Genomic DNA, 22087 nt, shown 5'->3' on the forward strand with positions numbered 1-22087 from the left:
TCCCACAAAAAATAGTTTTTTGCAAAAAATTTTGAAAAAGTTACGGTTTCCTATGGAATTTTTCGGAAATCCTTGATATAATTGGACTGTAATCGGAGAGTAAAGATATTTTCAGATTCCGGTTGAGTATTCTTTAGGAGGTTGTTACCAATGAGCCACAAGTATGTGTACCTGTTTACTGAGGGCAACGGTTCCATGCGCGAGCTGCTGGGCGGCAAGGGCGCGAACCTTGCGGAGATGACCAGTCTCGGACTGCCCGTGCCTCAGGGCTTCACTATCAGCACCGAGGCCTGCACCCAGTATTACGAGGACGGCCGGAAAATCAACGACGAGATTCAGGCGGAAATTATGGAGTACGTGGGCAAGATGGAGGAGATTACCGGCAAGAAGTTCGGGGACAAGGAAAACCCGCTGCTGGTGTCCGTGCGCTCCGGCGCCCGCGCTTCCATGCCCGGCATGATGGATACCATCCTGAACCTGGGCCTCAATGAGGAAGTGGTGGAGTATATGGCAAAGGCCTCGGGGAACCCCCGCTGGGCCTATGACTGCTACCGCCGCTTTATCCAGATGTACTCAGACGTGGTCATGGAGGTGGGCAAGAAGTATTTCGAGGAGCTCATCGACCAGATGAAGGAGAAGAAGGGCGTCACTCAGGACACCGAGCTTGACGAGAACGACCTGAAGGAGCTGGCTGAGCAGTTCAAGGCCGAGTATAAGGAGAAGATAGGCGCGGACTTCCCCACCGACCCCAAGGAGCAGCTTATGGGCGCAGTGAAGGCCGTGTTCCGTTCCTGGGACAACCCCCGGGCCAATGTGTACCGTCGCATGAACGAGATACCCTACAGCTGGGGCACCGCCGTCAACGTGCAGATGATGGCCTTCGGCAATATGGGCGACGACTGCGGCACCGGCGTTGCCTTCACCCGCGACCCCGCCACCGGCGAGAAGAAGCTCATGGGCGAGTTTTTGACCAATGCCCAGGGCGAGGACGTTGTGGCAGGCGTGCGCACTCCCATGCCCATCGCCCAGATGGCAGAGAAGTTCCCCGAGGCCTTTGAGCAGTTCCAGAAGGTCTGCAAGCTCCTTGAGGACCACTATAAGGACATGCAGGACATGGAGTTCACCGTTGAGCACGGCAAGCTCTACATGCTGCAGACCCGCAACGGCAAGCGTACCGCCACCGCCGCCATCAAGATTGCCTGCGACCTTATCGACGAGGGCATGAAGACCGAGGAAGAGGCCCTGCTGATGATAGACCCCAAGCAGCTTGACGCTCTGCTCCATCCCCAGTTCGACACCAAGGCCCTGAAGGCCGCCACCCCCGTGGCCTCCGCCCTGGCTGCCTCCCCCGGAGCTGCCTGCGGCAAGATTGTCTTCACCGCCGAGGACGCTGTGGAGCAGGGACAGGCCGGCGAGAAGGTCGTGCTGGTGCGCCTTGAGACCTCCCCCGAGGACATCGAGGGCATGCACTACTCCCAGGGTATCCTGACCGTGCGCGGCGGCATGACCAGCCACGCGGCTGTTGTGGCCCGGGGCATGGGCACCTGCTGCGTATCCGGCTGCGGCGCCATCAAGATGGACGAGGCCAACAAGAAGTTCACCCTGAACGGCCGCGAGTACCATGAGGGCGAGTATATCTCCCTGGACGGCACCACCGGCAATATCTACGGCGAGGCCATCCCCACCGTGCCCGCCTCCACCGAGGGCGGCTACTTCGGCCGTATTATGGAGCTCTCGGACAAGTACAGGACCCTCCAGGTGCGCACCAACGCCGACACCCCCAAGGACGCCGCCCAGGCCGTGGCCTTCGGCGCAGAGGGCATTGGCCTGTGCCGTACTGAGCACATGTTCTTCGACCCTGACCGCATTGCCGCCATCCGCGAGATGATTTGCTCCGACACCGTGGAGCAGCGCAAGGCAGCTCTTGCAAAGCTTGAGCCCATGCAGCAGGGCGACTTCGAGAAGCTCTATGAGGCTCTCGAGGGCAAGCACGTGAACATCCGCTTCCTGGACCCCCCGCTGCACGAGTTCGTCCCCACCGACGAGAAGGACATCGAGCTGCTGGCAGAGGCACAGGGCAAGAGCGTTGAGGATATCAAGGCCATTATCGCCGGCCTGCACGAGTTCAACCCCATGATGGGCCACCGCGGCTGCCGCCTGGCTGTCACCTATCCCGAGATAGCCGAAATGCAGACCGAGGCCGTTATCAGGGCCGCCATAAACGTGAACAAGGCCCATCCCGACTGGCATATCGTGCCCGAGATAATGATTCCGCTGGTAGGCGAAATCAAGGAGCTGAAGTTCGTCAAGAAGACCGTTGTGGAGACCGCCGACAGGATTATCTCTGAGGAGGGCGCAGACCTTAAGTACAAGGTGGGCACCATGATTGAGATTCCCAGAGCCGCCCTCACCGCGGACAAGATTGCCGAGGAGGCCGAGTTCTTCAGCTTCGGCACCAACGACCTGACCCAGATGACCTTCGGCTTCAGCCGCGACGACGCGGGCAAGTTCCTCTCGTCCTACTACGAGAACAAGATTTACGAGAACGATCCGTTTGCAAAGCTGGACCAGGAGGGCGTGGGCCAGCTGGTGAAGCTTGCCTCCGAGAAGGGCAAGTCCGTGCGCCCCGATATCACCCTGGGCATCTGCGGCGAGCATGGAGGCGACCCGACCACCATCGAGTTCTGCCATAACGTGGGCCTGACCTATGTGTCCTGCTCACCCTTCCGCGTGCCGATTGCCCGCCTTGCCGCAGCACAGGCTGCTATTAAACAAAGATAGGCTATCGTCCCGTTAGAGGAAAACTGAATAGACTTATCATATGTACGGTGAGAATGCTCGTCATTCTCACCGTATTCTTTTATGTCGGCAGTTGCTTTGCCCTTGCGCCCCTCAACAGAGCCGATAATAGCCTGTTTTTTATTCTGCGTAAAGTTCAAATCCCAACGGTAGTGTCCGTTATCAATCGGAGTAATTCGGGAAACAAACTTTTCAATGATGTTTTCGTCGATTGTAGGTCCAGAAAAATCAATCATTTCTTCAAGGGCGGCTTTAATAGCGTTCATATCGAGGGATTCAACAGATTCATCCGAAACAGCATTTAGCTTGTCAAGTTCTTCGTTTAGAGTGGCGAGTTCGCTTTCTGCTTTTTGCCGTAATTCTCCAAATTTCTCTTTGGATATTTCACCGTCTGCACGCATGGCAATCAAATTATCCAACCTTGCCGTCGCACGAGAGATTTTGCCTTGAACGGCAGCAATAGTCGCCTTGTTATGACTTGTATCGGATTGATAACACTCTCCGAGAAGTTTATAGGCCTCCATAACGGCATCTTTTCTGTCCGTCCAGATACTTTCAAAAATCTTTTTTGCCATAAGGTCGAGTTTCCAATCGCCAATCATGCGAATATCGCAATAGCCGTCGGTATCAAGACCATTTTTCTCTCGGAACGATTTACTGCCGTTATTTACTTGGTTGTAGCATTGATAGCCGAATACGGTATCGCCGCGCTGGTTGGTTCTCCATTTGTTTTTTCGGAAAGTAGAGCCGCAGGCACAGCGAAGTTTCCGCAGCCATACATCCTGTGAAGCCTTCTTTCCGTAGGTTCGTTCTCCCTTATTGACAATCATTTTGGTTGTTCGGCTTTTGCGGATTTCCTCGCAACGCTTAAAAACTTCCTCTGAAATGATAGGTTCAAAGTCACCTTTTACATAAAGATATGTGCTTTCGTCAAGGTTCTTGATACGCTTTTGTTCCAGATAGTTATTGCTGTATGATTTCAAATAGCACTTGTAACCCATATAGGTTGCGTTTCGTAAAATGCGGCTGATTTTTGAAACGCTCCAGCTTACATTTCCGTGCCCGTCTTTTCTTTGGCGTCTGCAAAGTTCTTTACAAATTTTCGTTTCGCCAAGTCCCTCTAAATAAAGGTCAAAAATCATTTTCACGGTTTCGGCCTGATCCTCGTTTATAACATAAGTGCCGTCCACACGATCATAGCCGATAATATTTCCGCTGCCGTAAAGAACACCATTATCACGGCTGATTTTTTGACCTGCCCGAACACGCTCTGAAATTTTGCGGCTTTCTTCTTGGGCGAGAGTAGCCATAATCGTTAAGCGCAGTTCACCGTCGCCGTCCATAGTCCAAATATTATCCTCGACGAAATAGACCTCTACGCCGTAGTTCTTCAATTCCCGTGTCATAACAAGAGTATCAACGGTGTTACGAGCAAAACGGCACACCTCACGGGTAACAATTAAATCAAATTCTCCCTGCTTTGCGTCCTCAATCATTTGCATAAAAGCAGGGCGTTTTTTTGCCTGTGTGCCGGTTATGCCCTCGTCGATATACTTGTCAAGTACAGTCCAGTTCGGATGAAATTTTGCTTGGTCGTCATACCATTGCATTTGGTTTTCCAATGCTGCTAACTGTGCCTCGTGCTCCGTAGAAACACGACCGTAAAATACGGCTTTGCGTTCTCTGTTTCTATCCAAAACAAAAGTATTTGGAATCCTAAAAGCTGTGTTTGTCTGATACATAAACTTACCTCCTTGATTTGGTATCTATATTGTACTTATAAACAGGCTGTTTGTGAAATGTGCGAATTTAGCCGTTTCTTTGCATTTATATTATGTCTGCCTGTTTACAAGACATTTTTCAAAGAGAATTTCAATCAGAAGAACAGCTACATATTCATTATCAATCTGAATGTTGTATTTCATAGGCAGCCCCCTCAACGGTTCTTCGGGATAATCTCGTAGTCATATCCTTTTCGCTGATTACAATAGGTGCAGGTGTCTTTCTCGGTCTGCTGCGGGTCAATCCTGCGTAAAGAGTAAGCGCCCGTACCGTAGAAATTGTCGGCACAAGCGCTGCAAAGGCAAAGGATTAACTTTTTCGGCAGGCTCTCGATCAGACCGATACTGACTGCCAGAGCGTGATTGATACCGTGTATATGTTTTTCGGACAAGTGACCGATAAAGTCACCCAAGCGGCGTTTATCCACGGTTCGCAGTTGTTCTAAAAGAACGATAGAGGGCAATTCCAAGCCGTTCTCGGCGTCGATGTAGTAGTGGGTAGGTAGTTTCGGCTTTGCGTCCTTTTTGCTGGTGATAGAAGCGATAATCACCGTAGGGCTGTGCTTGTTGCCGACATTGTTCTGAATAATAACGACGGGACGGTAGCCCTCTTGTTCCGAGCCGATCCCTTGTCCCAAATCGGCGTAATACATATCGCCTCGTAAATATGTGTGGTTCATAGTGTTATGACCTCCTTTGAAAATTTAGGCGGTTTGCCGCCTATGTAGAGGTCAAGGGCAGAACAGAATTAAGGTCGGAAAGATATAAACAATTCTCCGTTTCAGTAGACCCGTCCTGCCGTTTGACCTTGTATACAGAAACAATCCTATTTGTCCTCGACACCCCGGATTGTTGCGGGAAGTCATCAAACGGCTGGCGGCTTGTCAGCTCCACGGGAATCTCACCCCCGGCAGGTTCTCTGTCGGCTGCTCTCATTGCCTGCGACGGATCACGCACGAAAAACGCTTCAACGCTCGGACTGTGACTGAACAGGAGTATCATTGTCCCTATTGCTTGTCGTCGCCATATCGGGAGCCGCCCGATACTCATAGCCGACTGTTATTCGCTCCTTGCAGGAAATGAAAGCCATAGACTTAAAAACATACAGATGAAATCTCGTTGCTTTCTTTCCAGCAGATCGTGGCGTAGCCGCTAATGTGGCTTATGCTCATCACAATAGCAATAGGAATGTGTTTGATGAATGGGTATTCAGTTTTCAAAGAACGCCGAGAAGTCAATAAAAAAGACCCCTCGCTGTATTTGCCGTTCAGCGAGGGGTCTGCACACCTTTATTCCAAAAGTTTTTTTAGTTTTTCAAGAATATGCATTTTCTTCTTATGAACAGCATTGCGATATACGCCCAACTGTTCGGCATATTCCCGTTCTGTCATTTCTTCAAAGAACAATGCTTGAATCAAAGCCCGTTCCTTTTCAGTAAGCTGGGAAATCGCAGTATGTAGCTTGTCCACCATAATTTGCCGAAATACTACATCTTCAACGCTTTCCTGTCCGTTGGAGAATTGCTGTGCATTGTCCTCCATAAGCCTGTCTAATGAATCTTCGCGGCTGGGTATGATTTGTTCAAGCCGCCCGTCTTTAGTGAGAAGAAAACGCTCTGTTTTCAGGTCATTTTCAAAGTAACGCATTTTTCGGTCGCCTTTTGTATAGGCGGCATAAACTTCATCCGTTACCTCGACAAGTTGACCGCTTATCCATATTCTTTTTTTGTTAGCACTCACGCTGTTTACCTCCGATCAATCTGAATTTTTTGAGATTCAGATTGACACGGAGGGCTGCGCCCACTATGGAATATCAAAAATCGGCATATTATGACATAAAAGAAACGCACCCACTTTACAGCGGGTGCGTCATTTTGTAGAGGGCTGCCATATATTAGCCTGTATGGACTGAATAGGCAAAACGGTGTCGAATGAAAAAATACCGCAATCCCCTTAGAGACTGCGGTATGTAAAAATTGATATTTAAGTTTTTTATCAGGCGGTATTTTCGGCGGTTCGTTTTTTCTGCGTTTCATTATATCCCCTTTGCGGGGATAAGCCGACAGGTATTTTCAGTTTTCCCCTATCCGTTTTGTAGATAAAGGGATTATACTGTATGAAAAAGAGATTTCACCGAGATAAAACCGAGATTACGCCGAGGAATATTGCAAGTTCAGACAATATGCGAAAGCAATCTGTCATACCAACGCAGAATATAGAGAACCGTTGAAAAATCGCTCGAAATATCTTCTGTGGAATGAGAAAAGCAGCAGTCCAATGAAACAGACTGCCGCTTGAAATTGTTTTAATTATACTGAAACCGATACCCGACATCCCGAATACTCTCTATCTGATAGGCGGGTTCTTGGTCGGTATCAAATAGTTTTTTCCGTAGATTTCTGACATGGAAACCGATTGTTTCCCGTTCGCTACCCGAAGAAAAATCACCCCATACCTTTTCATAGATTTGGTCGTAGGTCAGCACACGGTTTTTATTAGCAACCAATAAACAGAAAATATCATATTCTTTTGCCGTCAATGATATTTCGTGTTCATCACTTTTGATCTTCCTGCGGGCAAGATTTATTTCAAGTCCGGGAAGTGATAATACCGGCTCGTCCCGAAGCTCCCATTTTTTCAAATCAGGGTGGCGTGATAAAAAGGATAGAATATCCTCAAAAGCAGAACTGTCACGCTCTGTCAATTCCAAAATAATGATTCGTCCGATAGTATCAGCCCCCTGCTATGTTTTTTTATATCTTAATTGTAATGGTGTGCTTTTAAGACATTTACTGTTAAAATTTATCTGCCAAAACAGCCGCTTGATTGCATCCCTCTGTTTTATCAATATCTCCTACATTGACAACTGCGGGAACTAATACCGTTCCTACCATTTTCCAGTTTAGCAATGCAGCAGAACGCTCTATCGGAACACGTACACCGTCAAAAACGGATTCATCATTTTCCTCACAACAGGAAATCAGCGCACATTCTTTACCCGATAGGTCAACCTTTGCATTGTAGAATGAAAACAGCTTATCTATTACTGCTTTAATTTGTGACGGGATAGAGTACCAGTAAACCGGGGTTGAGAATACTACTGCGTCTGCTTCCTGAATAGCCGGGGCAATGGTATTAAAATCGTCATTAAAGGAACAGGCTTTCCCCGTTTTGAAGCAAGTTTCGCAGGCACGACACCCGCCTACATTCATTGTTGCAATGTCAAACCGGGTTATTGTATGTCCTTTTTTTTCTGCCGCCTTGATAAAAGCCTCTGTCATGGCAAAGCTATTTCCTTTTTTACGGGGGCTGCCTGTGATTACAACTATTTTTTTGCTCATAAAATTATCCTCCTTTGATTGTGGGATTGACTTTTCCCATACAAGATATTATCATTATAGCAAGAATGAAACTAAAAGCAAGTACGCACATTTAAGTGCGATACTAACATAAAGGTTATAAACTATCAGAAAGGAAAGTGTAAAATGAGTGAACGGATTATTTCAAATGAATGTTTCAGAAGTACAGGATTTAGCTATACGTTGTCATTGATTAACGGAAAATATAAAATGACCATATTATATGTTTTAGCAGAATTTGGCATTGTCCGATTTAATGAAATGAAAAAGTACATTGAAGCGATTTCCTACAAAACATTAAGTGCAACATTAAAAGAACTGGAAGCTGATAAACTAATTCATAGAAAAGAATATCCGCAAATACCACCTAAGGTGGAATATAGTTTAACTGAACGTGGCAAATCACTGATTCCAATACTTAACGCAATATGTGATTGGGGAGAAGAAAACGCATTATGATATATAAAAAGAAACGGACTGAAACTGTTTGAGGTTTCAGTCTGTTTCTTAGGGACGATAAAGCCGTTTATTCACCCATACGAATATTTTTTACTGTTTTCTGTTCAAAAGTGAGGTCTGTATAAAACCTTGTCCCACCGTTTCCAACAGGAGCTTGCGGCAACAGTCCTACTTTTACCGTTTCGCCAACAGGAAGATTAAAAAATCTCGTCATGTAGAATTTTTTGCCGTCAACAGAATAATGGAACGCAAAGGATTTACCACATCTGCATACTTGCAGCCAAACTTCATTACCGTCAATGTTGCACCCATTTGCGTCGTCACATTCCCCGTTTCTTGCAATAACGCTAACAACAGCGTGCGTACCAAAATCAGTCATTTCAAAACACGACTTCGCCCAGTTTTTCATATCCTGCATTACCATAATGGAAGCGGAGTCATATGTATCTTTGAAATCATGGGACACTTTTACCCGCATAACGAAATCTCCGGCAATTTCAGTGTGGTAAAACGGAGCATTACATAAAGATTCCGGCGTAATTCCTTCTTCACTAACTGTACCGTTATTAAAGAAAAAATCACTTTGTGCCGGGGCAAACATTTCTATTCTGTTCCCTTCCTCTTTAACTTGTCCTTCATTTAACCATTTAAAATTCATAATGTAAGTCCTCCTTGCATTTTTTATTTATATCTTTTCTCCGCATACCTTTCAGTATGAGAAGCGATATTATAAGTATTAGCGGGAATATGCATCCTGTAAGCATTCCCATCTGTAAATTATTATTTGAACTTTGTGTGATTGCTCCAACAATACTTGGTCCCACCATTCCACCTAAATCACCCGACATAGCAAGCAAGGCAAACATTGCAGTTCCTCCTGTCGAAATACGGCTGGAGCATATACTGATAGCACCGGGCCACATAATCCCTACTGAAAAGCCGCACATAATACAGCCTATCAAACCTATAACGGGGTTGCTTGATACAGAAGCTGCAATATAGCATATCAGACAAAGACCGCCGGAGCCCAGCATAAATTTCATTAAATCCAGTTTTTCTCCATATTTCCCGTAAATAGCACGGCTTATCCCCATAGTTACCGCAAACATACAAGGACCAGCCAAATCGCCAACTGACTTTGATAGTCCTAAAGCCGATTCTGCAAACGCAGAAGCCCATTGCGCCATAGATAACTCTGAAGCGCCTGCGCAGATCATTAGGACAATCGCAATCCAAAATAGCGGGATATGAAGTAAGCTGCTTGTTTTCATTCCCTTTCCGTCTTCTGTAATGTGTTCGATAGGGCAGGCAGCAAAATTAAAGGCGTTATATATCGGAATCAACGCCCATACACAGGCAAGCCATCTCCAATTATCTGTTCCGAAAACTGCGAAAAAAACTGTTGATACAAGTATGACGCCCACCGAACCCCAACAATAAAATGAGTGTAACAGACTCATAGTGGCTTCCTTATGTTCAAAAGGACAAGCTTCTACGATGGGACTGCAAAGCACCTCAATCAACCCACTACCCAACGCATAAACAATTACACTTATCATAATGCCTATAAACGGCTCGGGCAAAAGTTCAGGCAGAAAGGCTAACCCTACCAGTCCAGCGGCAGCAAACACCTCTGAAGCTACAACACATTTACGATACCCTATGCGATCTACAAATTGCGTACACAAAATATCAACAATAAGCTGCGCAAGAAAAAGCACCCCTGATATAAGGGCAATTTTTCCTAAAGGTATATTATAATCGTTATGGAATTTCAAAAACAATAATGGAGCAAAATTAGCAGCGATTGCTTGTGTAATAAAGCCTAAATAACAAGCTTTTAATGTTTTTTTATAATCTTTAGCCATATTGACTTCCTCTCTTTCCAGCACTATAATTAGATTATATCGCATTATATTCTGAATTTGAATCCACTATATCGCAATATTATTACACAATATCCCAAAAATGAGGAAACTTGATGAACATTAATGATAAATATAGCAAAATTGTTACAGACGAAACATTAAGAGAAACTGCTTATCACGGGAACGAGGAATATCCGTTTCAATACTATGAAGAGGATATTTGGCAATTTGATTTCCACTGTATAGATTGGCATTGGCACTCCGAGATTGAATTTGTTTTCGTTAAAAAAGGAACGGCTCAATTTCTGGTAGGCGGCAAAAGATATGTCCTAACTTCGGGAATGGGCATATTTATAAATACGAAAGCCATTCACCGTTTTGAAGCGTCAGAAAGTGTCATTATCCCTAATATTGTATTTCTGCCAGATTTGTTATCTTCCAAAGAAAGTTTAATATACCGGAAATATATTTGGCCTATTCTTAATTCAAATATAGATTGTTTTGTATTAACTCCCAATGTGAATTGGCAGAATACTGTTCTAAATTTACTGCTGTCAGTATTTTCTGCTCAAAAAACAACAAATTCCCATGAAATAAAAACTGTAGAATTACTTTTAAAACTATGGACTGTGCTATATGAAAATGTGGAGATAAAAGAGGACTCCTCCGTTTCAGAAGTATCTGCACGAACCACAGCGCAGCTGCAAATTATGATGCAATATATCCATAAAAATTATTCTGATCATATTTCGTTAGATGATATTGCAAAAACCGTATCAATAAGTAAGAGCAGCGCATTAAATATATTTAATAAATATCTGAACACTTCTCCAATAAATTATTTAGTGAATTACCGCCTAAAACGTGCGGCAAGACTTCTTACAAATACAGATAATAGTATTTTTCTAATCGCACAGGCTACTGGCTTTGAAAATGTTGGCTATTTTTGTCGCAAATTTAAAAAATTATTCCAACTAACGCCGAGCGAATACAGAAAAAAGGCAGGTTTTCCTTACTCTAATGTTGGTAAGTATCTATGTAAAAAAACTGAGAAATAAATCTCTCTGTTTTTCTTTTGCCCATTTTTTTATATTGTGGCACACCGCATCCAAGTATTTAATAATATTTTACTACATAATGATTTTCTCGGTAATTATCACCAAAATAAGAACAGTAATAGTTCTCTTGTCGTTTTCCTTTTGTTAATTGCTTCGTAAAATTCCATCATTTAATCCTCCTTGATTTCACTGAATCTTTTTGCCATTTGATTAGAAAACAGCGTTGTAAGCCGCACCAATTCGGCAATATCTTCGCCGGACAAATCCAACTCAGCCATTGCGTTAATCTCGGCATTAGCAGCAGGAGGAATAATTTTAGCGGTGTATTCCTTGCCTGCGTCTGTGAAGCGAACTATTTTATTGCGCCGATCCGTTTCGGATTCTGTTAAGGATATGTAACCGAGTTTCCAAAACTTTTTGATAATAGCGCTGACGGTTTGCTTAGTAGCCGACAACCGTTCGCAAATTTCCGATTGCAGGCAACCGTCCGGCGCAAACCAAACAATATCAAGCACAAACAATTCTTTTGCAGTAAGGTTATACTTTCTTGCATACAATTCGTAGGCGGCAAACTGCACATCTCGCAGCCTGCAATATTGATTGACATAGTTTCTGACTTCTTCCCAGTTCATCAGTTCTCCTCTTTCTAATGTTAGACGGTCTAATATTGTACTTATTTTAACACAAACAGAGGAAGATGTCAAGGGAGATACTTCAAACAATATGTGAACTTATGTAAAAAGCTACCTGTGTTCGGCAGGCAGCTTTTTATTTTAGTATTGCGGCACACCGTACCCCAATATCTCATAATATCCTATGGCATAGTGATTTTCTCGGCAACTATCGCCGGAATTGCCCTCCACGGTGTAAACTGTTCCGTTCTCGACTTTCTCAACGATTCCCACATGATCGGATTCTCCGTCCTGCGAGCCTGACGAGCCTTTGTTGTCCCAATCAAAAAAGATAATGTCACCGGGGCGGGGTTCGTAGTTTCTGTTCTGCCAAAGTCCACGATCTCTGAACCATTCGACACCCCAGACGCAGCCTGCAAATTTCGGAATAACGCCTGCGTCAATATATCCGCACTCGTTAGCACACCACGAAACGAAGCAAGCACACCATTCCACACGGGAGTTAAAGCCATACCACGACCAATACGGCTCACCGCCCACATTGCCGATCTGCGAGAGTGCGACCGTTACAATCTCGCCGTCGCCTGTGCCGATACCGTAAAGAACGGCGCTCCACATACTACGGTTTTCGTCGGCAAGAAGCTCGGCAAGCTGCTTTCGCTGGTCTGCATTGAAATTGTACTGATCCGCCATTTTCTCGGCGGTCTTATGGCTGACCGTGATATACAGATAGGTTCGTGTAACGGTGGTCGTTGTTTCCACAATATTCCCGTGGCCGTCGTCGGTTTCGGTAATTACTTCCTCGGTCTTTGTTTCGGTCTGGGAAGATATTTCATTCATCTGCCAGAAAATATCTTTTAGAATCGCCTTTTTGGAATCGTTCATTGTGGCGACCTCCTGCGCATTGTCGGGATCGGTGGTGGTCTTGACCGCGTAAATAGCAAGCACTTCCGGCCAGACGGCGCGGGAGCCGGACATTTCCAACACATCATAGGAGATATTCGCCTTTGTCGTGTCAAGCTGCGTTTGATAGTCGGTGTTGATTTCCTGAACAACCACCTGCATGGTCTGATCCGCTTTGTCTTTGGTGCGGATATAGGCAGATTTCATACGCTCAGCGGCCACCGCTGATTTGTCAATCGCCTTGACCGTCCCTTTGGCAATCTCCATTGTCTTTATCTCCGGCATAGCGTCACCTCCGATCCGAGCCGTGAAAGCTCCTGCCGCAGAGCCGTATAAAACGCCCTGCTGCGGATATTGCCGCCGTTTTTCTGCCATTCGTCCTCAAAATCAAAACGGGCGGCAAGCTGACGGACGGAATAGTTTTTTAGAAATGTCCTCCAAGTGGAATTGTCCCATTCTTCAAGCTGCCGCCATAGGTCGGGAAAATGCCGATACAGCTTCCGCAGTTCCTCCAGACTTTGCAGAGGGCAGCACCAGCAGGAAACACGGCTGAAAATCTCATATAAACCGCCCCAATCAAAACCCCGCCTGTAACAATAGGAAAGACAGTCCTTTTCTGTCATTCCCCATTCTACAAGCGGGTAATTTTTGTCCTTGATTCGCTTTGTTTCGTCGGCGGCGATTCCTACATACTCAATAACCGTATATTCCTCTTTCAGCTTTTTCAGATAGGCGGCGACGATACGGGTTTTGAGAATCCCCGTACACCAGCGGCCACGGGGACCGGGCCAGCTCATACCCCTGTACTGCGATAGCGCGGGATTCTTTCGTTTCGGGGTGTATTCGTAAAAGTAGTATTCAAAATCGCGCGCCGCTTTCAGCCGGATAATAGGTCTGCCGATATACGCCTCCAATCGGTCAACGGCGTCATTCCTAAATCTCTCGGTTTTACGCTCAATCTCCAACACCTCCTTTGTCAGCGCGTGGTATGCGGCGGCAACCTTGCCGTTTTTGTCGTGAGCATAAATGCTCTTGCCTCTGCCGCTGGTTTCGGCGGCTCTCACGGAAAAGGGGATTTCCGTCCCGAACACACGGATTTTCTCGCCGTAGTGAGCACGCAGAGAAGCGATGATTTCCTTTGCCTCGTTGGTGCGGCTATCTACCATCGTAAAAAGAATCCCGTCGATTTTCAGCTTGGGATTGATCTGCCGTTTGACCTGTGAAATGGAGTGCATGAGCAAATCCAAACCCTTTGCCGAGAGAAACGACGGCTGCGACGGAATGATAACGCTGTCCGCTGCCGCTAATGAGTTCAGCGGCATAATACCGAGTGACGGCATACAGTCAATGAGAATATAGTCGTAATGGGGCTTTATCTCATTGATATATGTCCGCAGCGCCCGTTCACGGTTCATAGCGTTAATCAGCCGGATTTCCATACCCGACAATGTGATATTCGCAGGCAGCAGGTCAACGCCCTCGCCGTGGTGCAAAATACCGTGACCGTCGGGAATCGGCTTGTCGTCAATCACCGACTGTATAATGTCCGTAAGCGTAACGGGCAGATCGTCGGGTTTAAGATAACCGAGGGAGAGCGTCAAAGAATTTTGCGCGTCTGCGTCGATCAGCAAGACCCTTTTGTTTTCCTGTGCAAGACCGATTCCGAGGTTAGCGGTCGTTGTGGTTTTACCCACGCCGCCTTTTTGGTTCGTCACCGCTATTACTTTGCAATTCGCCATTTTGGGGTTTCCTCCTTTACATAGATTTAGCCGCCTGCGGCGAAGCAGACGGCTATGTACGAGTATGAAAAAAGCCGCTTGCTTTTGCAAACGGCTTCTTATATAATATGTATATATCTTAGAGGTACACATCAATGGTTAAATCTTCCCATTGGTTTTTACGGAGATAACAGCCAGCGGCTTTACGATATGCTTCGGCTTCTTCAAACTTTATATGTAAAGTGAGAAAAGGTGGAAAATAATCGTTGGGGTCATAAGCCAAGTGATTAGAGGGGTACGGTGCAGTCGTCCAAAAAGTCCTACCGGAGTACCGTTCAGCACAGGCTGCTATCAAGTCCAAGTAATCAGCCCCTGATTTAAATTGATATAGACAGAGCGCACCCCCTGCCCGGGACTCTCCCGGCAGGGGGTGCGTGTTTACTCTACGTTTACCTTTATCACGGTATTTTTGGGGGCATACCCGCTTATGGGGAGCTCCCAGACGGTGTCTTCGCCGTCCTCTGAGACCAGCTCAAAGCCGAACTCCTTATAAAAGTCCTTTACCATGCCGTTTTTTTGGGTTTTATAGTAGTACCCCCGGAGCCTTTTGGCCCCGGCCTTTTCCGCCGCCCGGATGAGCTCGTCCAGCATGGCGTGCTCCATGTTCCGCTTGAGCACCCGGCAGCTCATGAGCCAGAGCTCTATGTGGAGCAGTTCGCCGTCTATGCGGCCCATCACCACGGAGATGACCCCGTTGTCGCCAAACTTGTCGGTGAGCTTGCCGTAGAGGGTTATAATATCAGGGTCCCGGGAGGCGGCCTGCATTTGGGACTCGGTGAAGCGGCGGGTGGTGAGGTTGAACTGGTTCGACTTGTTGGTGAGCTGGGCTATGCGGGAGATGTACACCGGCTCGAAGGGGCGTATCAGGGCGTGCATGTCAAGGGAGAGCAGGTAGTCTTCATAGCTCCTAAAGCTCTTCTGGAGCTTTGTGCGCTGGGCGTTCGCCTTGTACATCTCGTTGCGGGAGAGGTCGTCCTTAGAGAGCTTTGTGGCCTCGAAGAAGCCGCAGCGGTCTATGGCGGTGATATAGTGCTCGGGGGCGTCCATTAAGGGGGCACAGACCCCGGGTATCTGCCCGGTGACTATGGCGCGCTCGGCGGGGTTGTCGTCGACGAAGACCATGCTCTCGGGGAGTATATTCAGCTCCCCGGCAATCTCGGCAAAGTTCAGGTCCTTGGGCTCCCAGTTGGCCTTGATGGAGATAAAGTCCTGGGGGCGCAGGGTGCCCTCGGGGTGGCTGAGCCCCGCGATTGCGTTCTCCTCGTCGTTTTTCGAGTCCACGTTGAGCATAATGCCGTAGCCTAAGAGCTCCTTCAAATAGGCCTGGAACTCGCTGTATACCTGGCCCATGGAGGTCTCGTGGCCTATCTCTATGCCCTCTGCGCCGTCGTCGCCTACTATGCCGCCCCATAGGGTGTTGTCCAAATCCAGCACAAGGGACTTCTTGTTTTTGCCGTATATGGACTTGATTATGCAGGCCACGCTGTATGAGAGGGCGGGGATTGCGTCTAAGTTCAGGCAGTATTTATACATATGCCAGTAAAAGGGGTCGGTCCACTTTAAAAGGCCGTAGTCGGCGCAGAGATAGCTGATATCGTTGATATAGAAATCCTGGCGGGAGGAGGCATATTCATAGAGCTTCATATTGAGCCTTGAGACAAAGTTTGTATGCCCCCTATAGTCCCAGGCGTCCCGGTTGCCAAGGAGCCTGTAGAAGGGCGGCTCGAAGTTGTTCTGTATCACCGGGCAGCGGTACTCCTCGGCCAAATGCTCCCACATGGCTTCAAGGCGGGAGAACTGGGCGTCAAGGAGCTCCGAGACGAACTCCGGGCTGTCCGAGGGGGCGGGGAGGCCGGTGATGTTCCGGCGGGAGGTGTGGATATAGATAAGGTCCGGGGAGAAGTCCCTAAGGGCCTCGCCGAACATTGCGTCCTCATAGTAGAGCCCGAACTCGGACTCGTAGAACTCCGGCTCTATGCCGAAATCGAGAAGGAACAGCTCTAAAACGGCGATTATGTCGTGGGTGGTGGAGCCGCCCAGCACGGCTATTTTCTTTTTTATGCGGGGCTCACCGGAGGCGAGGAGCTCCCGGCGTATGGATTTGCGCTTTTTCAGTATGGCCTGGGGGTCGAACGGATAGCATAACAGCTTGTGCATACTGGTCTCCCTTCTTGATATAAACGTAAAATGTATACTTGAATTATAATTATATCAGTATAAAGGGCCCATTTCAAGGGCGGCGAGAAAATATCTTGAAACTGCTGTAATAAAGTGGTATAATACGAAGGAACGCAGTTTTTTGCGTGTATACAGTAAATGAAGGCGTAGAAAGGACGTTTTAAGATGAAGGAAAGGATAGAGGGGCTGCGGGAGAGCTTTGAGCAGGAGCTGAAGGCTGCAGGCAGCAGCGAGGCCGTTGAAAAGCTGAGAGTGGCCTACCTTGGGAAAAAGGGCTCGGTGACGGAGCTGCTGAAGGGCCTTAAGGACGTGGGCGCACAGCAGAAGAAGGAGCTGGGCCAGCATGTGAACCTTTTGAAGCGCGCCGTTGAGCAGCGGCTTTCCGAGAGGATAGAGGAGATAAAGGCCGCCGAGGAGCAGCGGGAGATAGAGGGGGCCGAGCGCTACGACGTGACCCTGCCCACAGAGGGGGACCCGGGGTCCTACCACCCTATAACCGTGGTGCAGAGGCAGCTTGAGGAGATATTCACCTCCATGGGCTTTGTGGTGGAGGACTTTAGGGAGATAGTCACGGACTACGAGTGCTTCGAGGCGGTGAACATCCCCAAGGACCACCCCGCCAGGGACATGCAGGACACCTACTACCTGGAGAACGGCCAGCTATTAAAGACCCATACCTCCGCCGCCCAGAACTTCATCCTGCAAAAATACGGCGCACCCTGCCGGGCCATCTTCCCCGGGAGGTGCTTTAGGAACGAGGCCACGGACGCCAGCCATGAGAACACCTTCTTTCAGATGGAGGGAATCATGGTGGACAAGAATATCTCTATTTCAAACCTGATATATTTCATGAAGACCATGCTCAGTGAGGTCTTCCAGCGGGACGTGAAGGTGCGCCTTCGCCCGGGCTTCTTCCCCTTTGTGGAGCCGGGCTTCGAGCTTGATATAAGCTGCCTTATCTGCGGCGGCGAGGGCTGCTCCACCTGCCACCACTCCGGCTGGGTAGAGCTGTGCCCCTGCGGGATGATACACCCCAATGTGCTGAAAATGGGCGGGGTGGACCCTGAGGAGTACACGGGCTTCGCCTTCGGGCTGGGGCTCACCCGCCTTGTGATGATGAAGTACGGCGTTAAAGATATCCGGGATTTGAACAGCGGCAATTTAAAGGCCCTTGCCCAGTTCCGGCACGAGTGAGAGGGAGGGATAAAATATGCTGATTTCAATGAACTGGATAGGCGACTTCGTGGACCTTCGGGGCCTTGACATACCGGCTCTCATACAGCGCTTCACCCTCTCCACCGCCGAGGTGGAGGATATATACGAGATGGGCCGGGACCTGCGGGGGGTGGTCGCCGGAAAGATACTCTCTGTCGAGAACCACCCGGACTCAAAGAAGCTGCACCTTTTAAAGGTGGACGGCGGGGATAAGGTATACGACGTGGTCTGCGGCGCGCCCAACGTGCGGGAGGGGCTTATAGTGCCCTTTGTGAAGGAAGGCGGCATGGTGGGCGGCCAGGAGATAGGCATGGCGAGGCTTGCGGGGTTTGAAAGCCACGGCATGTGCTGCTCTGAAAAGGAGCTGGGGATATCCGCCGACCACTCCGGGCTAATGGAGCTGCCTGAGGACACTCCTGTGGGCAGGGACGTGACGGAGCTCTACGGCATTATAGACACGGTGTTTGAGGTGGACAATAAGTCCCTTACAAACAGGCCGGACCTGTGGGGGCATTACGGCATAGCAAGGGAGTTCGCGGCCCTCTCGGGCAGGGAGCTGAGGCCCCTTGAGACGGTTTCATTAGAACAGTTCGACAGTCTTGAGCCCATTGACATAGACGTACAGGACAAGGAGCTCTGCTATAGGTACAGCGGCCTGAAGGTGCGCAATATCACAAAGAAGGTAAGCCCTGTGGACATGCGTATAAGGCTTTTCTACTGCGGGAGCAGGGCCATAAACCTCTTGGCTGACCTTACAAACTACCTTATGCTTGAGATGGGCCAGCCCATGCACGCCTTTGACTGCGCCAAGGTGGACAGCATAAGGGTGAGGCGCTTTGACTCCCCCTTCACCTTCACCACCCTGGACGGCACGGAGCGCAGGGTGGACGAGAATACTTTAATGATATGCACAAAGTCCGGCGGTGAGGATATCCCTGTTGCCATAGCGGGCATTATGGGCGGCCTTGACTCGGAGATTGAGGGGGACACGGACAGCCTGCTTTTGGAGTCGGCCAACTTCGACGGGGCCTCTGTGCGCAAGTCCTCCACACGCCTGGGCCTTCGCACGGACGCCTCCATGCGCTATGAGAAGACCCTTGACCCGGAGATGACCGTCCCGGCCATAGGCAGGTTCATGAAGCTGCTTTTGGGAATCGACCCCCAGGCCCAGGTGATTTCACGGCTCACAGACGTATATGTAAAGCACTACCCGAAGGTTGAGCTGGCCTTTGACAAGGCGTATGTGGACAGGTACACCGGCATAGAGATAGAGGACGAGAGAATAATGGGCACCCTCAGCTCCCTGGGCTTTGAGCCGAGGCAGGAGGGGGACAGGTTCACAGTGGGCGTGCCCAGCTGGAGGGCCACTAAGGACGTGACTATCAAGGCCGATATCATCGAGGAGATAACCAGGATATACGGCTATGACAACTTCGAGATAGCCACCACCATGAGCCCACTGTACCCCAGGAGAAGGAGCGCGGGGGCCAAGGCCGACAACTTTGTGAAGGATATACTTGTGCAGACCTACCAGCTCCACGAGGTGCACTCATATATCTGGCAGGACGTTAAAAAGTGCCGGGCGCTGAATATCGAGCCCGAGGAGAATATAAGGCTGATAAACGCCCAGACCCCGGACCACGAGGTGATACGCCGGAGCATGGGGCCAACACTCCTGTCGGTGCTGGGGGAGAACAGGGCCTTTGGAGCCCAGTTCGGCGTGTTTGAGATAGGCCGCGTGGCAGAGGGCGTGAGGAAAGAGGACGGCCTCGTAAACGAGCGCAAGAATCTGGGAATAGCCCTTTTCAGCAGGACGTCGGGGGAGAAGGAGCTGTACCTGAAGCTTGCGGGGATTATCAAGTCCCTTGGCAGGAGCGTGAAGCGGGTGGAGCTGGAGCTTGCCAACTGCCAGCCCGAATTCAAGTGGCAGCACCCCAGGAATACGGCTGTTATCATGGCGGAGGGCACGGCCCTCGGCTGGATATGCACATTAGTGCCCTCTGTGCTCAGGAGCATTGACCGGAAGGCGGCGGTGGTCTGCGGGCAGCTTGACATGGACGCGTTTGCAAGTCTCCCCGAGGGAGAGCTCAGCTATAGGGAGCCCAGCCGCTTCCCGGGCATAGACATAGACCTCTCGGTGGTGCTGCCTGAGGGCATGAGGTTTGCCGATATGGAGCCCGCCTGGAAGGGGGCGGGGCACCTTGCGGGGGTGGGCCTTATCGACTCCTTCCAGCAGGCCGGGCGCAGGAGCCTTACGCTGCGCTTCAGCTTCTCCTCGGGGGAGAAGACCCTCTCCAAGGAGGAGGTACAGCCCATAGTCGACGGCATAATCGAGAGGCTGAGCGCCGGGGGCGCTGTGCTGAGAAGCTAGGGCCCCATTAAAGGACTTGATTTTTAGCGGGGAAACTGCTATAATATACTACCGACTTACTAAAACTTAACCTGATACGGAGGTGCCACACTATGCCTGAGGACCACAGCACTATAACATTCTCCCTGGACGAGGTGCGGGAGGCCGATATGAAGCGCATACTTCTTACGGTCTATGACGCTTTGAAGGAGAAGGGGTATAACCCCATAAGCCAGCTGGTGGGGTACCTTCTCTCGGAGGACCCGACCTATATCACCACCCATAACAACGCCAGGAGCCTTATCCGGCGGATAGACCGGGATGAGCTTTTAAAGGCGATGGTGCGGTCATATCTGGGCGAGTGAGCTAAATATACAGAAAGGGAGGCGGAGTCATGAGCGAAAAGAAGGGCGGCAGTAAGGAGACAAAAAGCGCCCCCAGGGCGAAGGGCGGATTCCCCAGCTATAAGGGAAGGCCGCTGGTGCGCAGCGGGGACACGCTTTACTATGGGAGCATGAGGGATAAGTACGTGGTGAAGCTGGACGTGAAGTCCAAAAAGGAAGTGCAGGGCCTGGAGGTGGCGGACAGGGTGTCGGTGCAGCTTATGAGCACTGACCCGGAGATACGCAACCGCAAGCAGATAGTGAAGTCCAGCGAAAAAGACGGACTGTATCTGGCCCTGGACATAGCGGACGCCTGGCTCACCCGAGAGCTGAAGGAAGACTAAGGCACGCGGTCAAGGGGCGTTAGGCCCCTTGCAGGGGTTCGGGGGCAGCGCCCCTGAGGTCCTGTGCGCGAGCGAAGCAAGCGCAAGTTTGCGCCCTAGCTCAGCCTATAATCACTGGAATCCTCAAGAATATCAAACCCGATTTTCCGGTATACCCGGTTGGAAATCGGGTTTTTCTTGTCCACAAAAAGGGTAATATACCCCTTACCCGAGGCAAGAAGCTCCCGGCAGAGGGCGGCAACAGTAACCTGACAGTACCCCTTGCCCCGGTGCTCCGGCGGGGTGTACACACCGGAGACACAGGCCCAGCCCTCCAGCATACGCCCGGAGTTAGCCATAGAGACCGGCTCCCCGGCCCCGTTCTCCATGAGCCACACCACGGAGCGCTCAAGCTGGCCGATGGTGGTACTGCGCACGCGCTGGGGCTCAGGCTCCTCGCCCACGGCCTCCCGAATCAGGGCGCATTTCCAGTTTGCTATAAGCTCCAGGTCGGAGAGGCCCGCCCTGCGGACAGTGCCATTGCAGGGGGGAGGCTCTATGAGCTTTTCCAGCACCATAATGTCCATAGAGGAGCGAAGGGCGAAGTCCCCGCCGTGGGCCTCCATAAAGGCCCGGCAGAGATTGTCCCGGCCTGAGACCCCGGCTATGGCTATATTGTTCTCACAAAGATATCCTGAAAGTTCCCGGGCGGCTTCGGGTACGCGCCTGTCGTCCGGGGCGGCGTTCAGGCAGAGGAAGTGGGGATGGGCGTTGCCGAAGAGCAGTACGGGCACGCTGCCCTGTTCCACCCTGCCGAAGAACAGCTTCGGGGAGCAGGGGGCGTCCCTGTGCAGGGCGGCGTTGTAGCAGTTGAGCTGGGCTTGGACCTCATATCTATGGAGAAAGTCACGGTTATCCCCAAGGAACTCCCCGGGGGTGGGGTATAGCTTTACTGTCATGCTCTTTGCCTCCTGAAAAAAATTTCTGACATTATATCACAAG

17 protein-coding genes and 2 pseudogenes are annotated in these 22087 nt (G+C 49.6%); 7 read left to right on the forward strand and 12 right to left on the reverse strand.

All coding sequences use genetic code 11. The features are described from left to right. Positions 1-150: 150 nt before the first annotated feature. Positions 151-2781, forward strand: coding sequence for a pyruvate, phosphate dikinase (gene ppdK / locus D5270_RS08355; RefSeq protein WP_166543670.1), 2631 nt, complete (start codon positions 151-153; stop codon positions 2779-2781). Here the strand turns inward: ppdK and D5270_RS08360 are convergent. The 5 genes from D5270_RS08360 to D5270_RS08380 all read right to left on the reverse strand — a co-directional run bounded on the left by D5270_RS08360 (position 2706) and on the right by D5270_RS08380 (position 7920). After that, the gene (locus D5270_RS08360; RefSeq protein ID WP_166543671.1) at positions 2706-4541 is read right to left on the reverse strand and encodes a recombinase family protein; all 1836 of its coding nucleotides are present in this window, start codon (positions 4539-4541) and stop codon (positions 2706-2708) included. The two genes, ppdK and D5270_RS08360, sit on opposite strands and share 76 nt — an antisense overlap. 194 nt (positions 4542-4735) lie before the next feature. Next, positions 4736-5260 carry a type II toxin-antitoxin system PemK/MazF family toxin gene (locus tag D5270_RS08365; RefSeq protein ID WP_166543672.1) on the reverse strand — a complete coding sequence of 175 codons (525 nt, stop codon included), beginning with the start codon at positions 5258-5260 and terminating at the stop codon, positions 4736-4738. 609 nt (positions 5261-5869) lie between these two features. Beyond that, entirely contained in the window at positions 5870-6319 is a 450-nt protein-coding gene (locus D5270_RS08370; RefSeq protein WP_166543673.1) for an RNA polymerase sigma factor, read from the reverse strand. A gap of 565 nt (positions 6320-6884) precedes the next feature. After that, a complete protein-coding gene (locus D5270_RS08375; RefSeq protein WP_207709336.1) occupies positions 6885-7289 on the reverse strand; it encodes a winged helix-turn-helix domain-containing protein in 405 nt (134 codons plus the stop codon). An 85-nt stretch (positions 7290-7374) separates the two neighbouring features. Then, positions 7375-7920: a flavodoxin family protein gene (locus D5270_RS08380; RefSeq protein ID WP_166543674.1), complete on the reverse strand. Its 546-nt coding sequence runs from the start codon at positions 7918-7920 to the stop codon at positions 7375-7377. A 144-nt stretch (positions 7921-8064) separates the two neighbouring features. On the opposite strand from D5270_RS08380, the gene D5270_RS08385 reads away from it, so the two are divergent. Further along, positions 8065-8397 (forward strand): winged helix-turn-helix transcriptional regulator, encoded by a 333-nt coding sequence (locus D5270_RS08385; RefSeq protein ID WP_166543675.1) that lies wholly within the window; start codon positions 8065-8067, stop codon positions 8395-8397. Positions 8398-8464: 67 nt separating this feature from the next. Here the strand turns inward: D5270_RS08385 and D5270_RS08390 are convergent, their stop codons facing one another. Further along, a complete protein-coding gene (locus tag D5270_RS08390; protein ID WP_166543676.1) occupies positions 8465-9055 on the reverse strand; it encodes a DUF1349 domain-containing protein in 591 nt (196 codons plus the stop codon). Further along, positions 9045-10265, reverse strand: coding sequence for an MFS transporter (locus tag D5270_RS08395; RefSeq protein WP_166543677.1), 1221 nt, complete (start codon positions 10263-10265; stop codon positions 9045-9047). Before D5270_RS08395 ends, D5270_RS08390 begins: the two co-directional genes overlap by 11 nt. Before the next feature lie 113 nt (positions 10266-10378). On the opposite strand from D5270_RS08395, the gene D5270_RS08400 reads away from it, so the two are divergent. Further along, positions 10379-11323, forward strand: coding sequence for an AraC family transcriptional regulator (locus D5270_RS08400; RefSeq protein WP_166543678.1), 945 nt, complete (start codon positions 10379-10381; stop codon positions 11321-11323). A gap of 170 nt (positions 11324-11493) precedes the next feature. Here the strand turns inward: D5270_RS08400 and D5270_RS08405 are convergent, their stop codons facing one another. From D5270_RS08405 to D5270_RS08420, 4 genes and pseudogenes are all read right to left on the reverse strand, one after another. Next, positions 11494-11955: a MarR family winged helix-turn-helix transcriptional regulator gene (locus D5270_RS08405; protein ID WP_166543679.1), complete on the reverse strand. Its 462-nt coding sequence runs from the start codon at positions 11953-11955 to the stop codon at positions 11494-11496. A 141-nt stretch (positions 11956-12096) separates the two neighbouring features. Then, positions 12097-13023, reverse strand: a pseudogene (locus tag D5270_RS08410) (CHAP domain-containing protein); the annotation flags it as partial. Positions 13024-13790: 767 nt separating this feature from the next. Continuing rightward, positions 13791-14597, reverse strand: a pseudogene (locus tag D5270_RS16595) (ParA family protein); the annotation flags it as partial. A 417-nt stretch (positions 14598-15014) separates the two neighbouring features. Further along, positions 15015-16793 (reverse strand): HAD-IIIC family phosphatase, encoded by a 1779-nt coding sequence (locus D5270_RS08420; RefSeq protein ID WP_166543681.1) that lies wholly within the window; start codon positions 16791-16793, stop codon positions 15015-15017. Positions 16794-16979: 186 nt separating this feature from the next. Here D5270_RS08420 and pheS point away from each other — a divergent pair, with 186 nt between their 5' ends. From pheS to D5270_RS08440, 4 genes are all read left to right on the forward strand, one after another. Continuing rightward, a complete protein-coding gene (pheS, locus tag D5270_RS08425) occupies positions 16980-18008 on the forward strand; it encodes a phenylalanine--tRNA ligase subunit alpha (protein WP_166543682.1) in 1029 nt (342 codons plus the stop codon). 16 nt (positions 18009-18024) lie between these two features. Next, entirely contained in the window at positions 18025-20400 is a 2376-nt protein-coding gene (pheT, locus tag D5270_RS08430) for a phenylalanine--tRNA ligase subunit beta (protein WP_166543683.1), read from the forward strand. A 92-nt stretch (positions 20401-20492) separates the two neighbouring features. Then, the gene (locus D5270_RS08435) at positions 20493-20744 is read left to right on the forward strand and encodes an IreB family regulatory phosphoprotein (protein ID WP_161473437.1); all 252 of its coding nucleotides are present in this window, start codon (positions 20493-20495) and stop codon (positions 20742-20744) included. A 29-nt stretch (positions 20745-20773) separates the two neighbouring features. After that, on the forward strand, positions 20774-21106 hold the full coding sequence (locus D5270_RS08440; RefSeq protein WP_166543684.1) for a hypothetical protein: 333 nt from the start codon (positions 20774-20776) through the stop codon (positions 21104-21106). A 95-nt stretch (positions 21107-21201) separates the two neighbouring features. On the opposite strand, the gene D5270_RS08445 is transcribed toward D5270_RS08440, so the two are convergent. Further along, positions 21202-22044 carry a GNAT family N-acetyltransferase gene (locus D5270_RS08445; protein ID WP_166543685.1) on the reverse strand — a complete coding sequence of 281 codons (843 nt, stop codon included), beginning with the start codon at positions 22042-22044 and terminating at the stop codon, positions 21202-21204. Positions 22045-22087 lie beyond the last annotated feature (43 nt).

This window comes from Acutalibacter sp. 1XD8-36 (assembly GCF_009917525.1).
Taxonomy (GTDB): domain Bacteria; phylum Bacillota; class Clostridia; order Oscillospirales; family Acutalibacteraceae; genus Acutalibacter.

Bases quoted from the DNA above. Each gene is read 5' to 3' on its own strand.
- D5270_RS08395 (WP_166543677.1), bottom strand. From the start codon at position 10,265: ATGGCTAAAGATTATAAAAAAACATTAAAAGCTTGTTATTTAGGCTTT.
- D5270_RS08380 (WP_166543674.1), bottom strand. From the start codon at position 7,920: ATGAGCAAAAAAATAGTTGTAATCACAGGCAGCCCCCGTAAAAAAGGA.
- D5270_RS08420 (WP_166543681.1), bottom strand. From the start codon at position 16,793: ATGCACAAGCTGTTATGCTATCCGTTCGACCCCCAGGCCATACTGAAA.
- D5270_RS08390 (WP_166543676.1), bottom strand. From the start codon at position 9,055: ATGAATTTTAAATGGTTAAATGAAGGACAAGTTAAAGAGGAAGGGAAC.
- D5270_RS08405 (WP_166543679.1), bottom strand. From the start codon at position 11,955: ATGAACTGGGAAGAAGTCAGAAACTATGTCAATCAATATTGCAGGCTG.
- D5270_RS08385 (WP_166543675.1), top strand. From the start codon at position 8,065: ATGAGTGAACGGATTATTTCAAATGAATGTTTCAGAAGTACAGGATTT.
- pheS (WP_166543682.1), top strand. From the start codon at position 16,980: ATGAAGGAAAGGATAGAGGGGCTGCGGGAGAGCTTTGAGCAGGAGCTG.
- D5270_RS08360 (WP_166543671.1), bottom strand. From the start codon at position 4,541: ATGTATCAGACAAACACAGCTTTTAGGATTCCAAATACTTTTGTTTTG.
- D5270_RS08445 (WP_166543685.1), bottom strand. From the start codon at position 22,044: ATGACAGTAAAGCTATACCCCACCCCCGGGGAGTTCCTTGGGGATAAC.
- ppdK (WP_166543670.1), top strand. From the start codon at position 151: ATGAGCCACAAGTATGTGTACCTGTTTACTGAGGGCAACGGTTCCATG.
- D5270_RS08400 (WP_166543678.1), top strand. From the start codon at position 10,379: ATGAACATTAATGATAAATATAGCAAAATTGTTACAGACGAAACATTA.
- D5270_RS08365 (WP_166543672.1), bottom strand. From the start codon at position 5,260: ATGAACCACACATATTTACGAGGCGATATGTATTACGCCGATTTGGGA.
- pheT (WP_166543683.1), top strand. From the start codon at position 18,025: ATGCTGATTTCAATGAACTGGATAGGCGACTTCGTGGACCTTCGGGGC.
- D5270_RS08435 (WP_161473437.1), top strand. From the start codon at position 20,493: ATGCCTGAGGACCACAGCACTATAACATTCTCCCTGGACGAGGTGCGG.
- D5270_RS08440 (WP_166543684.1), top strand. From the start codon at position 20,774: ATGAGCGAAAAGAAGGGCGGCAGTAAGGAGACAAAAAGCGCCCCCAGG.